Below are 17,433 nucleotides of genomic sequence, written 5' to 3'. Positions count from 1 at the left end.
TCGCGGCGCCGTGGTGCGAAGGGTGAGTCGATGGCTGAGACCAACCAGCGCGTTCTCTGGATCATGCGGATCCTCAGCGCCGTCCTGCTTCTCGTGGCGGGCGGGATCCACCTCTACCTCGTCTTCAACGGCGTCGGCGGCATCCTGGGCGTGGCATTCACCCTCAACGCGGTTGCGGCACTCGTTCTGGCGATCGCGATGCTGGTGCTGCACGGCCGCCTCCTTCAGCTGGCGACCGTGCTGAGCCTGCTGTTCCTGATCGCCACCCTGCTCGCGCTCGTCCTCGCGCTCACCGTCGGATTGTTCGGCATTTCGCAGACCTGGGACTTCACGCTCGTCCCGCAGACCGTCATCCTCGAAGCGATCGGCATCGTGGTGCTCGCCATCACCACCGCCCTCGTCTTCCGCACGCCCCGCACGCTCAACCGCTGAACGCTTCGACGAACCGGTCGCGGAACCGGTCCATCCGCCACACCGGCGCGTCGGGGGACGGGCGCGGTCCGTCCTCCCATCGCCATGACGCGATGCTCGCGAAGACCTGGGGGTCCTTCGAGATGATCGTGACCGGCACATCGCCGTCCGCTTCGGAGCCGCTGACGATCCGTGCGGGCTGGTGGTCCCCGAGCACCACGAGCACGAGATCCTGGTCGCCGTAGGTCTCCAGGAACGAGAAGATCGTGCGCAGCGCGTACTCGACCGAGCGGCCGTAGAGCACCCGGGCTCGATCCGGGTCGGCCCACGCGATGACCGGCGACTCCGCTTCCGCCGCCTGGCCGGCGAACACCGACCCGTTCCCCACCCGCGTCCAGGGCACCAGACTCGGCAGGGGTGTCCAAGGTGTGTGCGACGAGACCAGATCGATCTCGGCCATCACCGGCTGGCGACCGTTGCCGAGCTCCCGGTCGGAGAAGACCTGCCAGGTGTACTGGTCGGGCATGCGCGCGTATCCGAAGGCCGGGCCGCGGTAGCCCATGTTGCGGGAGTCGAGCACGGTGTCGAAGCCGTAGAACGACGCGCCCGCCTCCCACGGCCGCGTGTTGGACGGGACGACCGCAACCGTCCGCCATCCGGCGCGCGCGAACGCGCCGCTGAGGGTCTGCCGGTCCCCCGCCATCAGCCGGTCGTACTTCGCCTGTGAGTCGACCCAGACACCGCTCTGCAGCGTCGCGTGGGCGAGCCAGCTCACGCCGCCGAACGTGGGCGAGGCGAGGAACGCGCTCCGGGACGAATACCCTTCTCGCTCGAGGAGGCTGCCACCCTCGTCGAGCGCGCGTGCGATGCCGTCCGTGAACGCGGAGTCCTCGACGGCGACACGTCCATAGCTCTCCACGAAGGCGACGACCACATCCTTGCCCGCGAGGGCGGCGAGCAGCTCCTGCGCCGGCACCCCGTCGAGACGGTCCGATTCGAGCGCCCGCTCGAACGCGCGCTGATCCCGGATGCTGGTGAGCGCGCGCGCCGATGAGTCGATGAGGGTGTCCTCGACCCGGGATGCCGCTACGGGCGTGCCCGGCAGCACCTGGAGCCCCGCCAGCGAGCCGACGAGCCACGCCCCCGTCACGGCCGCCACGGCGATCCCCCCTCGTCTGCCCGCGCCCGCAGCGGCTCCCCCGACGCGCAGCGCGGCGCGTGCGAGGGCCACGGCAGCGGCGGCCGCCAGCGCGGCGAGCAGCAGCACCGTCAGAATCGCGTTGCCCGTGCCGGCCGCATCCCGCACGACGCCCCAGGCGCTCAGCACCGCTCCACCGTCCTCGACGAGGTTGAACGGGCGGTCGATCATCGCCCGGAAGCCGAGGTCGAGCACCGCCACGAGGATCGCCGACACGACGACCGCCCCGAACACACCCGCGGCTGTCGCACGCACGGGCCGCGCCACGACGATGAGGAGCACGAGCACGATCGCCAACGACTCGGCCGGCACGCCCAGCAATGCGGCGGGCGTTCCGGTCGTCAGCGCACCGGGGACGAGAGGGACGACGAGGAGTGCGGCGCACGCGGCGACCGTGGAGATGCGAGCGCCGCGCGAGAGGCGGTCACCCTCCCCGAACCGGGCGTCACGATCGGCGGTCACGGTCCCGCAGGGGAGGTCCCGCGGACAACGCCTCCCCCGCACCCTCATCGCATCCGTCGAGTTTCTCGCGCGGGTCGCCGTCCTCGAGCTGGTCGAGGCGATCGAAGGAAGGCCGCCGGCCGTGCCGGCCTAGCTCGTCGATGGCGTCTGCTCCCGGGAACCGGTCAGACAGTGCGTAGCGCAGAAGCACCACGTCGGCGATGCGACGGGTGTCGGCCAGCCGGGCACGTCTCGTGGCCGTCCACGGGAAGCGGCCGGCCTCGACGAAGCGGGGTGCACGGGAATCGCCGACGAAGAAGGGAGCGACCACGAGCTGCAGCTCGTCGACGATGTCTTCGACGAGGAACTGCGTGTGCAGCCGGCCACCTCCCTCGACCATGAGCCGCCGGACTCCGCGGCCGGCGAGGTCGGCCGCGACATCCCTCATTGTGACCTCCGCACCCAGCCCGACCACCGTGGCTGCGCCGCTCAGCCGGTTCGCGATCCGCTCGCGCGCTCCCCGCGGGCAGTAGACGAGCTTGTCGCCATCGCCGACGGTGAAGAACGACGACTCCACGGGGAGGTCGCCGGTGGCGGTGATCGTGACCTTCGCCGGTGACGCCGGCCGCCCCGCGGCGAGGCGAAGCAGCCGCCGCTCTTCGCTGCGCACGAGCAGGCGCGGGTTGTCGCGGCGGACGGTGGATGCGCCGACCATGATCGCGTCGCTGTCCGCGCGCAGCTGATCCACCCGGTCGAAATCCTCGGAGTTCGACATCGCAAGGCGACGGGGAACGGCGCTGTCCAGATAGCCGTCGATCGACATCGCGCAGCTCAGAGTGACGTAGGGCAGGGTCATCGCGTCCACCCGCCGGCATCGATCGACGCCACGCCGCGGCGACGACGGTGGAAGGATGCCGCGAGCACGAGCGCACCGGGGGCGACGGCGATCATCGCGAGCACGCCGTACGTGGTCGAAGCGGCGATGCCGGTCGCCGCGCCGAGCCCCGCGACGGCGAACGCCCACGAGGCGACGCCCTCGCGAGGACCCCATCCGCCGATGCTCAGCGGGATGGCGGACGCCAGCACCGCGAGAACGGCCGCTGCCGTGATCTGCCCGGGAGTCGCGTCGACGCCCACCGCCGCGCACGCCACGACGAAGGTTCCCACATGTGCCGCGACCACGATGGTCGAGGCCGCGACCAATCGGACGACCGTGCTCGCGGAGCTGAACGCACCCCGCAGGATCGCGAGCTCGTGCGCGAGCGCCGCGCGGGCGCGACGGCTTGCCAGGGCGACGGCGACCGCCGCGCCGACGACGAGAACGACGCCGAGAACGACTCCGAGCACAGGCCCCACAGCCGGAGCGTAGGCCGAGAATCCGATCGATGCCAGCACCACCGCGGCGAGCACGAGCTGCACCCCCTGGCCGACGGCTCGCTCGGCGGCCACCGCGCGCGCCGCCTGCGCGACCTGTTCGACGCTTCGCCCGTGCTCCACGGCTCGATGGACGTCACCGACGACCCCCCCGGGAAGCACCGTGTTGAGGAACTGCGAGCGGTAGTACGCCGAAACGGACTCGCCCCACCCGAGCTCGAGCCCCAGACGGGACGCGAGCAGGCGCCATCGCCACGCGGCGGCCGCCGTGGCCACGGCGGTGAGCGCGAACGCCGTGGCGATGGCCCACGGCGAGACCGACGCCAGCCCTCGCAGGAACGGCTCGGCCCCGACCTGGATGAGGATCGCCGCGAGGATTCCCGCTCCAACGGTCACCTGCGCCCAACGTCGCCACCGCGGCGGCGATACGGCCGCCTCCGGCGAGCGCTCGCGGACCACCGCGGTCATGGCGGCCACGCCAAGAGGTCCTGGTGATGCACGAGAACGCGCAACCCGCCCCGGGCAATGCGGGCTGCACGCATCGCCGCGTATTCCGCCGCCGGCTTCCGCAGGGACGGGCGCTGCTCCACGGCGGCCGCGACCCAGCCGCGCATCCACTCCTCGACGAGTTCGCGGTCCTCCGAGTCGAGCACCCACGGCGTTTCCGCTACGCGCAACGACCACCCGGCGGTCCCGAAGAGGTCTGTCGCCACTCCCGCGGCATCCGGGCCCAGCAGGCGCCGGCCGTGGACGGACCGGCGCTGGTGATCGTTGAACGCCGTCTGGAACGCGTGATCTCGCGCGTCGGCCGGTTCGAACTCCACCCCTCCGGTCACGCTGAGACCGAACAGCGCGGGCGCGCCCGCCTCCACGCACGCCCGCACCATCGCTTCGATCTCCTCGCGGGCCAGCACGTCGAGCAGGGCGGAGGTGGTCACGAGCGATGCCCCCGCGAGCGCACTCGCGCGCAGCCGGCCGAGCCCGTCGACATTCGTCCGCACCGAGACGAGAACCCCTTCGCCGTCGCGAGCCGGCTGTGCAGCCGCCTGTTCGAGGAGGGCGCGGTTCCAGTCATGCAGCACCCACGTCTGGGGTCCGGGGAGAAGCGGCGCCAGCCATCGCATCATCGAGCCCGTGCCGCTCCCGAGATCGTGCACCGTCAGGGGCGCCCTCACCATCTCGGCTGCCCGCAGCGCGAGCGCGCGTGAGCGCGACCGCGCATCCACGTCCTCCCGCAGCGTCAGCCACTCGGCCGAGACCGGGATGACGACGCTCACGAAAGGCCCGCCAGGGTCGCATCGATCGTGTCTACGGTGTCGCTCCACCGGGGACGACGCGTTCTGGTTCTGCGCGCCTCATCGGTCAGGCGCGCACGAAGCGTGGGATCGATGATCCACCGTCGCAGGGCGTCGCTCAGCGCATCCGGCCGATCCGGTGGCACGAGGACCGCGGCGACACCCGGACGCACCGCCTCGGGGATCCCGCCGACGCGGCTGGCGAGCACGGGGACGCCGCGCCGCAGCGCCTCCGCCACGGCTATTCCGTAGCTCTCCGTGCGCGACGGCGCGACCAGCAGGTCCGCGCGGGCGTACTCGGCGTCGAGCTCGATCGGGGTCAGCACACCGGCCCAGGTGATCCGCTCCGACAGACCGGCGCCCTCCGCTCGCGCCGCGACACGGCCCGCGAACCCGGGGTCCACCGCCACGGATCCGGCGATCGTGCAGGTCCACGGCATCCTCGAGCCCAGCTGCACCAGTGCGTCGACCAGCGTGTCCTGTCCCTTGTGCGGGGCGACGACCCCGATGCACAGCAGGGCCCCGCCGGTCGCTGTCCCGCGGGCCTCCGGCGCGTCGTCCGACCCGGGCATCGCCACGACGACGCGCTCCGGCGCGACACGCCCTCGTTCGACGAATTCCGAACGCACCCACTCGCTCGGGACGATGACGCGGCGGGCGCAGCTCAGCACCCGCGCCTCGCCCTCGATGTCCCGCGCATCCGCGCCCGCGAACGCGCCGACGACCATGTGAGCCAGCACGACGATGCGCAGCCGCCCCGCGGCGGCCTCGATGACGCCGGCGGCCCGCATCGCCACCAGACCGTCGACAAGCACGACGGCTTCCGTCGGAACGCGCGAGAGCTCCTCGGCGAGCCTCGTCCCCGCATCCGGCTCGACCTCCACCGCCCGCACCTGCCAGCCTCGGTCCCTCAGCCCTTCCCGCACCCGCTGGTCGAAGACGTTGCCGCCGCTCACCCTGGTCGGATCGTCGACCCCCTGCGGGACGACGAGCCACAGCATCCCGTCGGCGCCGCTCACAGCATCACCTCGAACGACGCCCACGCGATGTGCGACTCGCGGAGCGTGACCTCGATCGCCGTCAGCGGCGCGCCGCCGAGCGCGCCGGACCGCGCCGCCTCGACCAGCCGCTCCGCGACCACGCTGCACAGCCGCTCGGTGGTGGTGTTGACCCCGGCGAACTCGGGCTCGTCGTCGAGGTTGCGGTACGTCAGGGCCGACAGGATGCCGCGCAGCGTGTCGGACGCACGCCCGATGTCGACCACCACGCCGTCCGCGTCGAGACCGGCCGCACGGAAGGTGGCGTCCACGATGAAGGTGGCCCCGTGCAGGCGCTGCGCGGGACCGAAGACCTCGCCCGAGAAGCTGTGCGCGATCATCATGTGGTCACGGACCGTGAGGGAGTACGTCATCCGGCGTCCTTCCAATCGATGGTGTGGCAAAGGCCAGGCGCGGTTCCTCCCGCGATGCCCGCGAGGACATCCGGAAGATCCCGCCACGGGGAGTCGCCCGTGAGCAGTTCGTCGAACGCCGGATCCTGCAGCAGGCGGAGCGCAAGAGCGAGCCGGTCGGCCGTCGTCCGGTTGCCTCGCCGACGCGGCGCTACCATTCCGACCTGGCTCGACCGGATGGTGAGACGGCGGGAATGGAAGTCGCCGCCGAGCCGCAGGCTCACGGGCGAATCGCCGTACCAGCTGGCCTCGATGATCTCGCCCTCCGTGGCGGCAGACTGCAGGGCGAGCTGCAGCCCGCCCCCGGATCCGCTGCAGTGCACGACAAGATCGCGGCCCCTCGGCGCATCGTCAGGGTGGGCGTACGCGACGCCGAGGCGCCCGCAGACCTCTGCCTTGGCGGCGTCGACGTCGACCAGCGTGACGTCGACCCCGAGGATGCCGCGGGCCAGCCGCGCGACGGCGCAGCCGATCATGCCCGCACCGATCACATTGATGCGATCCCCCACGAGGGGGGCGGCATCCCACAGGATGTTGACCGCCGTCTCGACCGCACCCGCGAGCACCGCCCGTCGGGCGGGGACACAGTCGGGGACGAGCGAGATCGCCGACTCCGCGACGACGAACGCCGACTGGTGCGGGAAGAGAGTGAAGACGGTGCGGCCGACGACGTCGGGGGCGCCCTGCTCCACCACGCCCACGTTCAGGTAGCCGTACTTGACGGGGCCGGGAAAATCGCCCTCCTGGAACGGGGCGCGCATCCGGTCCCGCTCCGAGGCAGGAACCTCGCCGCGGAACACGAGCGACTCCGTCCCCCGGCTGATGCCGGTGTGGAGCGTCCGCACCAGCACCTCGCCGGGCGCCGGCTCGCGGAGCTGCTCGTTCCGAAGCGATCCCGCGCCGGGCCCATCCACCCAGAACGCCGTCGCGCGCATCAGGCGGGCTTCTTCTCGAATCGAACGCGAGACGACCCGAGCAGCGTGCTCCGAATGGTATCCATGAGGAGGAAACGGAGCGCCCCGTGTCGAAGGTTCATCTTGCTCCGCTCTCGTCGATCGGCGTGGGCGCGGTCGGCCTGTTCGCCGTCGACCGTGTCTCCGCGCTGTCGGTGGCGGGATGGACCGCCGGACTCCTCTACCTTGTCGTGTCCAACGCCCTGCTGACCAGGGGGTTGAACCGCAGGACGACAATTCCGTTCGGCTGGGCCAACGGGGTGACCGCCCTGCGCTCGACGATGGTGGGCGTCGTCACAGGACTTGTGGCGACGTCATTCACGGCGTCGGTTTCGGTGCCGTTGCTGGTGTGGTTGGCGGGCATCGCCCTCGCGCTGGACGCGGTGGACGGCTGGATCGCACGGATCACGAACACGGTGAGCGAGCTGGGGGCCCGGTTCGACATGGAGGTGGATGCCTTCTTCCTGCTCGTCCTCAGCGCCTACCTCGCCCCGAGCATGGGCTGGTGGGTGCTGACCATCGGCCTGCTGCGCTACGTCTTCGTCGCGGCCGGGTGGCTTCTGCCCTGGATGCGGAGGACGCTGCCGCATCGCTACTGGCGCAAGGTGGTGACGGCGGTCGCGGGCATCGCGCTGGTTCTCGCCGCCTCGACTCTCGCGCCGGCGTGGGCGGGACTAGCCGGGGTGCTGGTCGCTCTCGCGCTGCTGCTGGAATCCTTCGGTCGCGACACGGTATGGCTCATCCGTCGACGGGGAAGCGCGTCGAGCGCCGAGGAGGGCGCGAAGACCGCGGCGGGAACCGGCCGCGAGGCCTAGCGCGATCTCGCCCACCATGTATCTTTCGCCGCGGAGGCGACTCCACTAACTTGCTAGGCACGTGAGGCGCGGCTGGGCCGCGCGAGGCGCTCCTGAGGGAGAGGGTCACATGGGAAATCGACAGCGCGACCGCGAAGGCGGCTGAAGCGGCCATGGCTCGGACGTGGGACGCTTTTCTCTCCTATTCGCGGGGCGCGTCCGGCCCGCTCGCCGTGGCTCTGGAGCGTGGAATCGAGCAGTTCGCCCGCCCTTGGAACCGCCTTCGGGCGTGCAACGTGTTCCGCGACGACTCGTCGATGTCGGCCAACCCTGCGTTGTGGGGCACGATCGAGAACGCGCTCCGAGAGGCCGAGCACCTGATCCTGCTCGCCACACCCGAGGCGGCGCAGTCGGCCTACGTCGACCGAGAGGTCGGCTGGTGGGTGGAGCACAAGGGCGTCGGGGGAATGCTGCTCGTCGTGCAGCAGGGCAGCATGGCATGGGACGCGACGAGCCGGTCATTCACCCCGGAGAGCCCGATCCCACCGTCACTTCGCGGCGCCTTCCCGGAGGAGCCGCGGTGGGTTGACGCGACCTGGTTCGTCACCGAAGCGACCGACCCGACGGCGGGCGCGCGATTCCAGGACCTCGTCGCAGATCTCGCCGCACCCATCCGCGGCATCCCTCGAGATGAACTCATCGGCGACGACGTCGCCCAGCACCGCAAGACGCGGCGGCTCACACGCGCAGCGATCGCCACCCTCTCCGTCCTCCTCGTGGCCGCGGTCGGAGCCGCGATCATCGCCCTGATTCAGAGCAACGAAGTGGCCAGGCAGGCAGAGAAGGTCGCCCGTCAGGCGGAAGAAGTCGCGCGGCAGTCAGAGGAGATCGGCGAGCAGGCGACATCCATCGCCGCGCGTCAGTTGAGCGCGCTGGCATCGGGACTTCTCCCCACCGATCTCCGCCTGGCCTCGCTGCTCGCCGCAGGGGGCATCGAGATGGAAGACAGTTCGCTCGCGCGCACCGTCCTTCTCGAGGCGACCGTGAGCACCCCCAACCTCGACCACTTCAGGACTTTCCCGTCAGACATCACGGTGGTCGCGCCTGACGGCGGTTCGACGGTGGCCGTGGGAACACGAGACGGGACGGTCTACACGCTGGGCACAGCCCCGGGCGCCGCGCCCGCCGAGCGGCTCGACCTCGGTGAGCCGGTCGAGCGTGTGGCCATCGCGGCATCCGCCGATGTGGTGCTCGCGCGAGGGCAGTCCCGGGTCGGTGTGGCCCAGGGTGGGCAGGACCCGGTCTACATCGACATGCCCGAGGGAAATGCCCTGTGGGGACTCGCGGTCGCGCCCGACGGTGCGAGGTGGGCGCTTTCCGCCACGCTCTACCGTGTCGGCAGCGAGCCGTCGTCCGCCATCCAGTTGTATTCCACGGGCGACCTGGATCCGGACACCACCCTCGAGGATCCCCTGTTCACAGCCGGCGGCGACTTCCAGCACTCGACGCAGGACATGTCGTTCGTCGATGACACGACGCTCCGCGTGATGTCGCTCCGGTCGACGTGGACCACCACCGACCTGAGCGATGACGCGTCTGCAGAGCCGATGAGCGTGCCGTGGAATCCCTGGACGGATCTCTTCGACACGCCGCCCACGCTCGACGTCGTGATCCGGGCCGCCCAGACCGACGCGTCGCGCGTCGACATCTGGCCGACGGCCGAGGCGCCGGGGAATGATGCACCCTTGTTCGCCGACGTGGCACTGGCTTCGCCGAGCTGGCTGACGCTCAGCCCCGATCGGAGCAGACTCCTCGCCGTCGACTCGACCGGCATCTATCTGGTGCCGGTCGAAGACTCCGAGGGTGCCGCGGAGGGCGTCGCACGTCGGCTCTCCGGTGTCGCAGACGTGACCGACGGCGCGTTTCTCGCGGACTCGCAGAGCTTCGTCCTCGCCGCAGACGACGCATTGTCGGTCTGGCATGTCCAATCGCTCGGCAGGGCGGTCGATGCGAGCGCCATTCGCCCGCTGGACGAGTGCACCGCTATTCCGTACTTCAATGACTGCCGAGCTTCGGCGATTGGTGTCTCTGCGACAGGGCAGAGCATGTACACCTACGATCTCGAGTCGCGGACGCTGGAGGTGGCAGCCGTGCCCGGCTCCTCTGGGGAACGACCCTCGATGACCTGGACCATGCCCGGCGATGAGTTCGCCTTGCGCAATCCGGCCTGGGTCTCCGGTAAACCGCCCGCCCCCCTCGTCTGGCTCGACGATGCGACTCTGGCGACGATCTGGCCCGGACAGCCGCCCGACGCTTCCCAGGTCCCCGCAGGCATCGTCGCGTGGGGGCTAGGACTGCCCCGGGACGGAGCGGATGCGATCGAACTGCTGGAAGCGCACCTGAACGAGGACGGAACCGTCTCCGTGGCCGCCAGCGACGGCCGAATCCTCGTCCTCGATGCGGCGACCGGTGGGGCCGTCGAGGCCATCGAGCTGAGCGCGGCAGACGGGGAGAGCGGCTACGACAGCGCACGGTTCTCCAACGACGGCATCACTGTCACGCTCACCGACCCGGGCGAGTACGACGTGGCGACGGTCACCGCCGGTCCCGACAAGGTCCGCATCTTCGAGGTCTCCACCCGGAAGTTGATGACCGAGTTGGAGGTGCCCGCCGGTATGGTGCTCATCGACGCCACGGTCGTGGACGGCACGCTCGTCGTGGTCTTCGACGGGGGGCCGGTCTGGCTGATCGACGAGTCCGGCGCGGGTGAAACCCGCACGGTGTCATCCACCGCAGCGAGGAATCTCGGAGGGCTGCAGGACAGTCGCCTCATCATCCGCGACGACGGCATCGTCGGCATCCCGACCGCCAACGGCCTGGAGCTCGTGGATGTCACCACGGCCACCCGCGTCAACAGCATCCCGCTGCCATACGGATACGAGAGCGCCGTGCGAGCGTACGCGTTCGAACCGAACGGAGGCGCGCTCATCACGACCCTCTACGGCGCAAGCCCGGAGGCCACCATCGCGACCCGCTTGGAGCTCGACCCTGCCGTGCAGGTGGACGTTGCCTGCGCTACGGCGGGCTCAGTCGTGACCGCCGGCGAGTGGGAGACGCTCATCGGCGTGCTGACACCGGCGGACCCGCCGTGCTCGTAGAGCGAGCAGGGCGCGTGGCGCCGGCTCGACACTCTGGCGGCACGTCGTGCTGAGGCGGATCGCGATCGCCATCGCGGCCGCGGCGTGCATCGCGGTAGGAGCCCTCCTCGTCGTCGCGGCACTGACACCATTCGGCTCGCCCGTAGGAGTCTGGTCCCCGTTCTGGGACCCGCAGTCGTGGCAGGTCGTGACGCTGGCGGTTGCGCTGGCGCTGGCACTCGGGGTGCTCGTCTTTCCACGGGGCCACAGGCAGCACAGCGCTCGGCCTCTCGCGGGGATCCTCCTGATCGGCACAGCAGCGGTCGGGCTCGGGCTCGCCGCTTACTCCACGTGCGCCAGGGAGTCCGTCGCCTTCTGGAGCCCCCTCACCTGGGCGTTCGGGCTGTTCGTCGGCAGCGCACCCGAGGTCTTCGGCAGCGTCAGCGGATGCCCCGCGGACCCCCCGCTCGCGCTGACGGTTGCCCGACTCCTCGCGATTGCGACCGTGGGTCTCGGTTTCGCTCTCGCGGCGGCCGTCGTCTTCCGGACGCAGCTGGACGTGCTCCGGATGCGACGTGCGCGATCACGCGTGGTCGTGGACGGCCCGCTGGACGTGACGCTGGCTGCCGCTTCCGCGATCCGCAGGCGGACGGCCCCTGGCACTCTCATCATCGTCCGAGCGGAGGCCATTGATCCACCCCCGCCCTTGCAGCGCCAGGCAGGCATCGTCGTGCTGCGGTGGGGGGACTCGGCCGACGGCGCGCTGCGCTCGTTCTCCCTGCGGCGGGGCCGGATCGCGCTCGATGCCCTTTACCTCCTCAGCCCCGACACGGGCACGAACATGCTGCGGTTCGAGCGGCTGTCTCAGCACCTCGATGCGATCCGTGGCGATCGGCACGTGCGTGTCGTCGTGCGCATCGATGACGCGTGGGTCGCGGAGTATTGGCGGCGCCGCCAAGTCGACCGGCCGTTGTGGGCGGTGGACGCGGTGGGCCTCAACGAAGCGACCGCTCAAAGGCTCGTCACCCGCTGGATGGACGACGGCCACGATCTGGTCGCCGTGCACGGCGAGTCCGGTCTTGTGCTCGCGATCGCCGCCGAGGTCGCGCAGCGCAGCCGCGAATTGAAGGCACTCAGGTCGGCGGAAGGACCCCGTCCCCCTCGCATCGCGATCGTCGGTCGGGATGCCGAGGCGCTGGTTCGGCAGCATGCGCTCCACCAGCGCGCCTTCGGGAACGCGGCGGACGACGTCGACGCCTTCCCGTGTGACGACCCCACCTCGGGTTTCACCGAGGCGCTCGCGAGCGCCCGGTCACCAGCGGTCATGACCGCCCCGGGCTCGAAACGCCCCAGACTGAGTCCTACCGAACTGGCGGCGTCACGTCCTGGGTGGCCGGTGTACGCGCAGGTCGCCGACGACGGGGCGATCCCTGAAGAGCCCGTGATGGAGGGGCTCTACCCCTTCGCGCTGAGCTTCTCGGACTTCGGCGGCGCCCCCGATCGCTGGGAAAGGGTGGCTCGTATCGCGCACACCAACTTCCTCGCGGATTACGGAGAAGACGCCGCTGTTCCGGCGCGGCGGAGGTGGGATGCGGGACTGCCCGCGTTCTATAAGGAGAGCAACGTCCGGCTCATCCGTGCGACGCTCGCATCGGCCGTCGCGGTCGGCCGATCGTGGGGGCCTGCCACGGGCGATGGCGACCCGGGGGATGTGCTGCCGACCGAGGAGCAGCTGGAGATCATGACGCAGCGAGAGCACGAGTCGTGGCGGGCCCACTACCTCGCTGCAGGATGGCGGTTCGGTCAGCGGCGGGACGATGCCCGGCGCCGACACCCCGGGCTCATCGAGTGGTCGGACCTGGATGAGGCGAATCGAGAGAAGTCGCGCCGCTCCGTCCGGGATGCGTTGGCGCTGTTGCGCACCCTGGGCTACGTCTCCCGGCCGGTGCGTGATGCCGCAGGCACATGGGGGCGCTATCGGCGGTTGGGAGAGGTGACGGCCGAGCTGCTGACGAACGGTTGGACCTGGGAGACGGCGCGAGGCAGCACGATGGAGGCGCACCGGGGCGACTGGCGCGTGCACGATGGCGAACGGATGTGGTCCGTCCGCGCCCCCGAGTTCGAGGCCACCTATGAACCGGCGGGGGAAGGTCGGTGGCGGCGGCGGGGAGTCGTCCGCGCGATGCAGGCTCGCACGACGACGATCGTCCAAACGCTCGAGGGGACCGCCCGCGCCGAGCCCGGGGACTGGGTGGTCGAGGGACAGGGCGGTGAGCGCTGGGTCGTCCCATCCGAGCACTTCCAGCGGACCTACGCACCCGAGCAGTGACCCCGGCGATCCGGCATGGGGGAAGTGGATTCTCTACTGTCTTTGCGGCGGACCCCGGGTCTAGACTCCCCGGCTATGGACATGCTCGGTGGCGGACAGATCGCCGCAGCCAACCTGACCGAATGGCGCAAGCTCGCCCAGGGGCTGCACGCCCGGTACGTCGTCGACGACTTCGGAACCGGGGCACGATTCGTCGTCGCGGTGGGCGAGGCGGGTGACGCGCTCGGCCACCACCCGCGCGTGTCGATGGGCAAGGGATACGTCGATCTCAAGCTGACCAGCGACGACGCCGTGTACCGCGACGACGAGGGCACCGAACACGCCGTCGAGTGGGTGACCCAGCGGGACGTCGATCTCGCGCGACGGATCACCGAGATCGCCTCCGATCACGGGATCACCGCCGACCCGGCCTCGGTCAGCCACATCGAGCTCGGCCTCGAGACGGCCGACTCCGCGACCATCGCGCCCGTGTGGGCCGCCCTGCTGACCGGCAGCGCCGAGTCACAGGGGCGCGGGTCTCCCAGCGACGAGATCCGGGACGCCACGGCGCGGGTGCCGAACCTGTGGTTCGGCGAAGCCGGCGAGGAAGGAGCTCCGCGTCAGCGGCTCCACATCGAGGTCTATGTGGCGCCCGAGGTGGCCGAGCAGCGGATCGCCGCCGCCATCGCCGCGGGTGGGACCGTCGTGGACGCCACTGACGCGCCATCGCTCACGGTGATCGCCGACCAGGACGGCAACGAGGGCGTCGTCTGCGTCGATGTCTCCGCCGTCAAGAAGGATTGAGCAGCGGACTCGGGCTACCCCCGCGTCACGCGCAGTGTCATCAGCTGGAACGGTCGCATATCCACCGTGACTTCGCGTGCCCCTGCAGTCAGCACGGATGCCGCGACTTCGCGCTCGAAGAGGTCGGTCTCGCGCACGGTGGCGAAGGGGAACCCGAAGCGGATCGTGGCGGTCGACCGCGCGCCTCGAGCTTCGTACAGGCGGATGACGACGTCGCCGGTGCGGTCCTCGGCGAGTTTGACCGTCTCGACGACGACGTTCTCGCGATCACTCCGCGCCAGGGGCGCCGTGCGGTCGGAAGCCACGCCCACGACCTCTCGAACCGGAATGTTGAGGCGGTATCCCTGCCGCATCGCCTCACCGATGTCGCCGACGACGATCGCGGTGCGGAGGGTGTGCTCGCCCTGATCGGCCTCCGGATCCGGAAAGAGGGGCGCCCGCAGGAGTGTCTGGCGCACGACCGAGTACGTGCCACCTCCCGATCGTGCATGGCGGGTGATGTCGTGCCCGTAGGTGGAGTCATTCGCCACTCCCACCCCGAAGCCCTCTTCACCCACGTGCACCCATCGGTGCGCCGGTGTCTCGAAGCGCGCGAGATCCCAGCTCGTGTTCGTGTGCGTCGGCCGCACGATGTGACCGAACTGGATCTCCGACGCCGCCGCGTCGGCGTGGACATCCACCGGAAAGGCGAGCTTCAGCATCCGCTGCCGTTCGCGCCAGTCGATGCGCGTCTCATAGTCGACCGCATTGCTGCCCGCACCCAGGCTTATCGTCTGTGCGATCACGGTCGAGGAGCCGACGGTCCGGATCGTGCGGAGCGCGGAGGTCCCATCGGCGAGCGTGACGATCGACACCGAGTCGGTGTCGATCAGGTCGCTCCCCGACGCGCGGTACGAGACGTCGATGTCCCACGCGTCCCACGTCGTGGGGGTGTCCTGGAAGAGCTGCAGGATGCCGAGTCTCTGTCCCGGCGGAACGACCTCGCGGTCGGCGGCGACGTCGAGAAGCGATGTGACGAGCCCCGCGGAGTCCAGGACGACACGGAGCACGCCGTTGTCGATCGTGTATCCGGTGTCCGTCTCGATGATCGGCACCGGCGTATGATCCGGCATCGGAGCGAAACCGAACGCCGGCACGCCGTCGACGGGAACGGGCGCGCCGTTGAGGCGCAGCTCCGCGCCGTCGAGGCGCAGCTCCTCGGAAGACCCGTCCTCGCCGGCCAGTACGGCGATGGCCGTCGTGATGATCCCTTCGAGAGCATCGGCGATCCGTTCGTAGTTCTGCACGGCCTGGTCATGGACCCACCCGATCGATGACCCGGGAAGGATGTCGTGGAACTGCTGCAACAGCACCAGTCGCCACGCCGCTTCGAGCTGTTCATAGGGATAGTCTGCGCCGGTGCGCACCGTGGCGGTCGCCGCCCACAGCTCCGCCTCGTGCAGCAGGTGCTCACTGCGCCGGTTCCCCCGCTTGGTGCGGGCCTGCGACGTGTAGGTCCCCCGATGGAACTCGAGGTACAGCTCTCCCACCCACACCGCGGGAACTGCGAGCTCGCGCTTGGCATCGTCGAAGAACGCCGAAGGCGTGCTGAGCAGCACCCGCGGCGAACCCTCCAAGGACCTCGTCCGTCTCGCCGCCGCGATCATCTCCCGGGTCGGGCCTCCCCCGCCGTCCCCGAACCCGAAGGGCACGAGGGAGGTGTTCGCGTGCCCCTTGTCGCGGAAGTTCCGCTCGGCGTGTGCGAGTTCCCCGCCCGAGAGCACGGCGCTGTACGTGTCGACGGGCGGGAAGTGGGTGAAGATCCGCGTGCCGTCGATGCCTTCCCAGAGGAAGGTGTGGTGCGGGAACTGGTTCACCTCGTTCCACGACAGCTTCTGGGTCAGGAAAGAGTCCGCTCCGGCGGCCCTGGCGATCTGCGGCAGCGCGCCGGAGTATCCGAAGGAGTCGGGCAGCCACACCTCCCGGCATTCGAGGCCGAACTCGTCGAAGAAGAACCGGTGGCCCTCGATGAATTGCCGCACGAGGGCCTCTCCCCCGGGCATGTTGGTGTCCGACTCGACCCACATGCCACCGACCGGGATGAACCTTCCTTCCAGGACCCGTGCGCGGACCCGTTCGAAAAGCTTCGGGTAGCCGTCCCTGATCCAGGCGAACTGCTGGGCAGAGGAGCACGCGAACGTGAAGTCGGGATCCTGTTCCATCAGGTCCAGGACGTTGGAGAAGGTGCGCGCGCACTTGCGGATCGTCTCTCTGACCGGCCACAGCCACGCCGAGTCGATGTGCGCATGACCCACCGCGTACACGGTGTGCGCCGTCGCCGCCGCGGGCGACGCGAGGGCACCGGCGAGGGCAGCGCGCCCGGTCGAGGCCGTGCCGGACACGTCGGTCGGGTCGACGACGTCCACCATCTCGTCCAGCGCCGTCAGGATCGCGGCCCGCCGGGGTGAGCCTTCGGGAAGCTCCTTCGCGAGGCCACGCAGCGTCCAGACGTCGGCGATCAGCTCGCCGACCTCAGGATCCCGGTGCAGCAGCTCGACCTGGCGCAGGGCATAGAGCGCATCGGAGGAAGCGGCCGACTTCCGGCCCAGGCCCGAGGGGCGGAAGTCGATGAAGCCGGCCCCGATGTCGGGGTTCGACGCGGCTTCGACGTACACCCGGAACGGGTCTCCGGGCCGCACGCCGAGGCGCACGTAGTCGTTGAACGGCTCGAGCGCCTTGAGGATCACTCCCTCGGGGGACCAGACGAGGCCTTCCGCCTGGAAACCGGGTTGCGTGAGGGAGAAGCCGAGGTCCATCTTCAGTTCGATGTCCTCGGCGCCGGCATCCCAATCGACGGGAACGGTCCCCGAAACCTCGAACCAGGTCGTGCCCCACGGCTTGCCCCACGAAGTGCCGACCCGGAAGGGGGTGAAGGCGTCGTGCGGCACCTCCTCGAAGGGCACCGGCTCATCGGGCGCTTCCCAGGCCGCGAGCGCGACGGATGCCGTGGCCACCACGGAAGCAGGCTGCAGACGTTCGCGCACGAATCGGTCCACGCGCAGCTCGATCCGGTGTGATTCCCTGTCTGGCACGCTGGCAGCCCTCCTGACGGTGATAGGAGCAGTCGAAACGGGACGGCCGCGCTGACATGCCCCATGGTGGGTATGGCGCGGAGTCCTCGTCGTCGCTCGTCGCTACGACCGTTGCACGGCATCGAGCGGGTGCCTAGTCCCGCCTCCGTGTTTCGTTCACATGACCTTCAGCGAGGAGTCTCACCACCCGGCCGCTG

At 70.2% G+C, this 17,433-nt stretch carries 13 protein-coding genes; 5 read left to right on the top strand and 8 right to left on the bottom strand.

Annotated features, from left to right (window positions below; genetic code table 11):
- Positions 1 to 30 precede the first annotated feature (30 nt).
- Entirely contained in the window at positions 31 to 432 is a 402-nt protein-coding gene (locus ACLQ2Q_RS05905) for a hypothetical protein (RefSeq protein WP_425818954.1), read from the top strand.
- Here the strand turns inward: ACLQ2Q_RS05905 and ACLQ2Q_RS05900 are convergent.
- The 7 genes from ACLQ2Q_RS05900 to ACLQ2Q_RS05870 are packed head-to-tail and all read right to left on the bottom strand — an operon-like array spanning position 422 to position 7,104.
- Positions 422 to 2,071, bottom strand: coding sequence for a CDP-alcohol phosphatidyltransferase (locus ACLQ2Q_RS05900; protein WP_425818952.1), 1,650 nt, complete (start codon positions 2,069 to 2,071; stop codon positions 422 to 424). The two genes, ACLQ2Q_RS05905 and ACLQ2Q_RS05900, sit on opposite strands and share 11 nt — an antisense overlap.
- Entirely contained in the window at positions 2,055 to 2,906 is an 852-nt protein-coding gene (locus tag ACLQ2Q_RS05895; protein WP_425818950.1) for a RibD family protein, read from the bottom strand. Before ACLQ2Q_RS05895 ends, ACLQ2Q_RS05900 begins: the two co-directional genes overlap by 17 nt.
- Positions 2,903 to 3,892: a lysylphosphatidylglycerol synthase transmembrane domain-containing protein gene (locus ACLQ2Q_RS05890; RefSeq protein ID WP_425819943.1), complete on the bottom strand. Its 990-nt coding sequence runs from the start codon at positions 3,890 to 3,892 to the stop codon at positions 2,903 to 2,905. The genes ACLQ2Q_RS05895 and ACLQ2Q_RS05890 overlap by 4 nt, the downstream gene beginning before the upstream one ends.
- Positions 3,889 to 4,701: an SAM-dependent methyltransferase gene (locus ACLQ2Q_RS05885; protein WP_425818948.1), complete on the bottom strand. Its 813-nt coding sequence runs from the start codon at positions 4,699 to 4,701 to the stop codon at positions 3,889 to 3,891. Before ACLQ2Q_RS05885 ends, ACLQ2Q_RS05890 begins: the two co-directional genes overlap by 4 nt.
- Positions 4,698 to 5,738, bottom strand: coding sequence for a glycosyltransferase family 4 protein (locus ACLQ2Q_RS05880; protein WP_425818946.1), 1,041 nt, complete (start codon positions 5,736 to 5,738; stop codon positions 4,698 to 4,700). The genes ACLQ2Q_RS05885 and ACLQ2Q_RS05880 overlap by 4 nt, the downstream gene beginning before the upstream one ends.
- Positions 5,735 to 6,130 carry a 6-pyruvoyl trahydropterin synthase family protein gene (locus ACLQ2Q_RS05875; RefSeq protein WP_425818944.1) on the bottom strand — a complete coding sequence of 132 codons (396 nt, stop codon included), beginning with the start codon at positions 6,128 to 6,130 and terminating at the stop codon, positions 5,735 to 5,737. The genes ACLQ2Q_RS05880 and ACLQ2Q_RS05875 overlap by 4 nt, the downstream gene beginning before the upstream one ends.
- Positions 6,127 to 7,104 (bottom strand): zinc-dependent alcohol dehydrogenase, encoded by a 978-nt coding sequence (locus ACLQ2Q_RS05870; protein WP_425818942.1) that lies wholly within the window; start codon positions 7,102 to 7,104, stop codon positions 6,127 to 6,129. Before ACLQ2Q_RS05870 ends, ACLQ2Q_RS05875 begins: the two co-directional genes overlap by 4 nt.
- An 86-nt stretch (positions 7,105 to 7,190) precedes the next feature.
- Here ACLQ2Q_RS05870 and ACLQ2Q_RS05865 point away from each other — a divergent pair, with 86 nt between their 5' ends.
- The 4 genes from ACLQ2Q_RS05865 to ACLQ2Q_RS05850 all read left to right on the top strand — a co-directional run bounded on the left by ACLQ2Q_RS05865 (position 7,191) and on the right by ACLQ2Q_RS05850 (position 14,165).
- Entirely contained in the window at positions 7,191 to 7,937 is a 747-nt protein-coding gene (locus tag ACLQ2Q_RS05865; RefSeq protein ID WP_425818939.1) for a CDP-alcohol phosphatidyltransferase family protein, read from the top strand.
- A 152-nt stretch (positions 7,938 to 8,089) separates the two neighbouring features.
- Positions 8,090 to 11,074: a hypothetical protein gene (locus tag ACLQ2Q_RS05860; RefSeq protein WP_425818937.1), complete on the top strand. Its 2,985-nt coding sequence runs from the start codon at positions 8,090 to 8,092 to the stop codon at positions 11,072 to 11,074.
- Positions 11,075 to 11,120: 46 nt separating this feature from the next.
- The gene (locus ACLQ2Q_RS05855) at positions 11,121 to 13,382 is read left to right on the top strand and encodes a RyR domain-containing protein (RefSeq protein ID WP_425818935.1); all 2,262 of its coding nucleotides are present in this window, start codon (positions 11,121 to 11,123) and stop codon (positions 13,380 to 13,382) included.
- A 75-nt stretch (positions 13,383 to 13,457) separates the two neighbouring features.
- The gene (locus tag ACLQ2Q_RS05850) at positions 13,458 to 14,165 is read left to right on the top strand and encodes a VOC family protein (protein ID WP_425818933.1); all 708 of its coding nucleotides are present in this window, start codon (positions 13,458 to 13,460) and stop codon (positions 14,163 to 14,165) included.
- Positions 14,166 to 14,179: 14 nt separating this feature from the next.
- On the opposite strand, the gene ACLQ2Q_RS05845 is transcribed toward ACLQ2Q_RS05850, so the two are convergent.
- Complete coding sequence (locus tag ACLQ2Q_RS05845; RefSeq protein ID WP_425818931.1) at positions 14,180 to 17,236, bottom strand: alpha-mannosidase; 3,057 nt, start codon at positions 17,234 to 17,236, stop codon at positions 14,180 to 14,182.
- Between the last annotated feature and the right edge of the window lie 197 nt (positions 17,237 to 17,433).

The sequence above is a fragment of the Microbacterium sp. DT81.1 genome (assembly GCF_049844955.1).
In the GTDB taxonomy this organism is placed as follows: Bacteria; Actinomycetota; Actinomycetes; order Actinomycetales; family Microbacteriaceae; genus Microbacterium.
The sequence above is the reverse complement of the archived record's forward strand: the minus strand, read 5'-3'. Positions and strand labels throughout refer to the sequence as shown.

Bases quoted from the DNA above. Each gene is read 5' to 3' on its own strand.
- ACLQ2Q_RS05875 (WP_425818944.1), bottom strand. From the start codon at position 6,130: ATGACGTACTCCCTCACGGTCCGTGACCACATGATGATCGCGCACAGC.
- ACLQ2Q_RS05895 (WP_425818950.1), bottom strand. From the start codon at position 2,906: ATGACCCTGCCCTACGTCACTCTGAGCTGCGCGATGTCGATCGACGGC.
- ACLQ2Q_RS05850 (WP_425818933.1), top strand. From the start codon at position 13,458: ATGGACATGCTCGGTGGCGGACAGATCGCCGCAGCCAACCTGACCGAA.
- ACLQ2Q_RS05890 (WP_425819943.1), bottom strand. From the start codon at position 3,892: ATGACCGCGGTGGTCCGCGAGCGCTCGCCGGAGGCGGCCGTATCGCCG.
- ACLQ2Q_RS05905 (WP_425818954.1), top strand. From the start codon at position 31: ATGGCTGAGACCAACCAGCGCGTTCTCTGGATCATGCGGATCCTCAGC.
- ACLQ2Q_RS05870 (WP_425818942.1), bottom strand. From the start codon at position 7,104: ATGCGCGCGACGGCGTTCTGGGTGGATGGGCCCGGCGCGGGATCGCTT.
- ACLQ2Q_RS05860 (WP_425818937.1), top strand. From the start codon at position 8,090: ATGGCTCGGACGTGGGACGCTTTTCTCTCCTATTCGCGGGGCGCGTCC.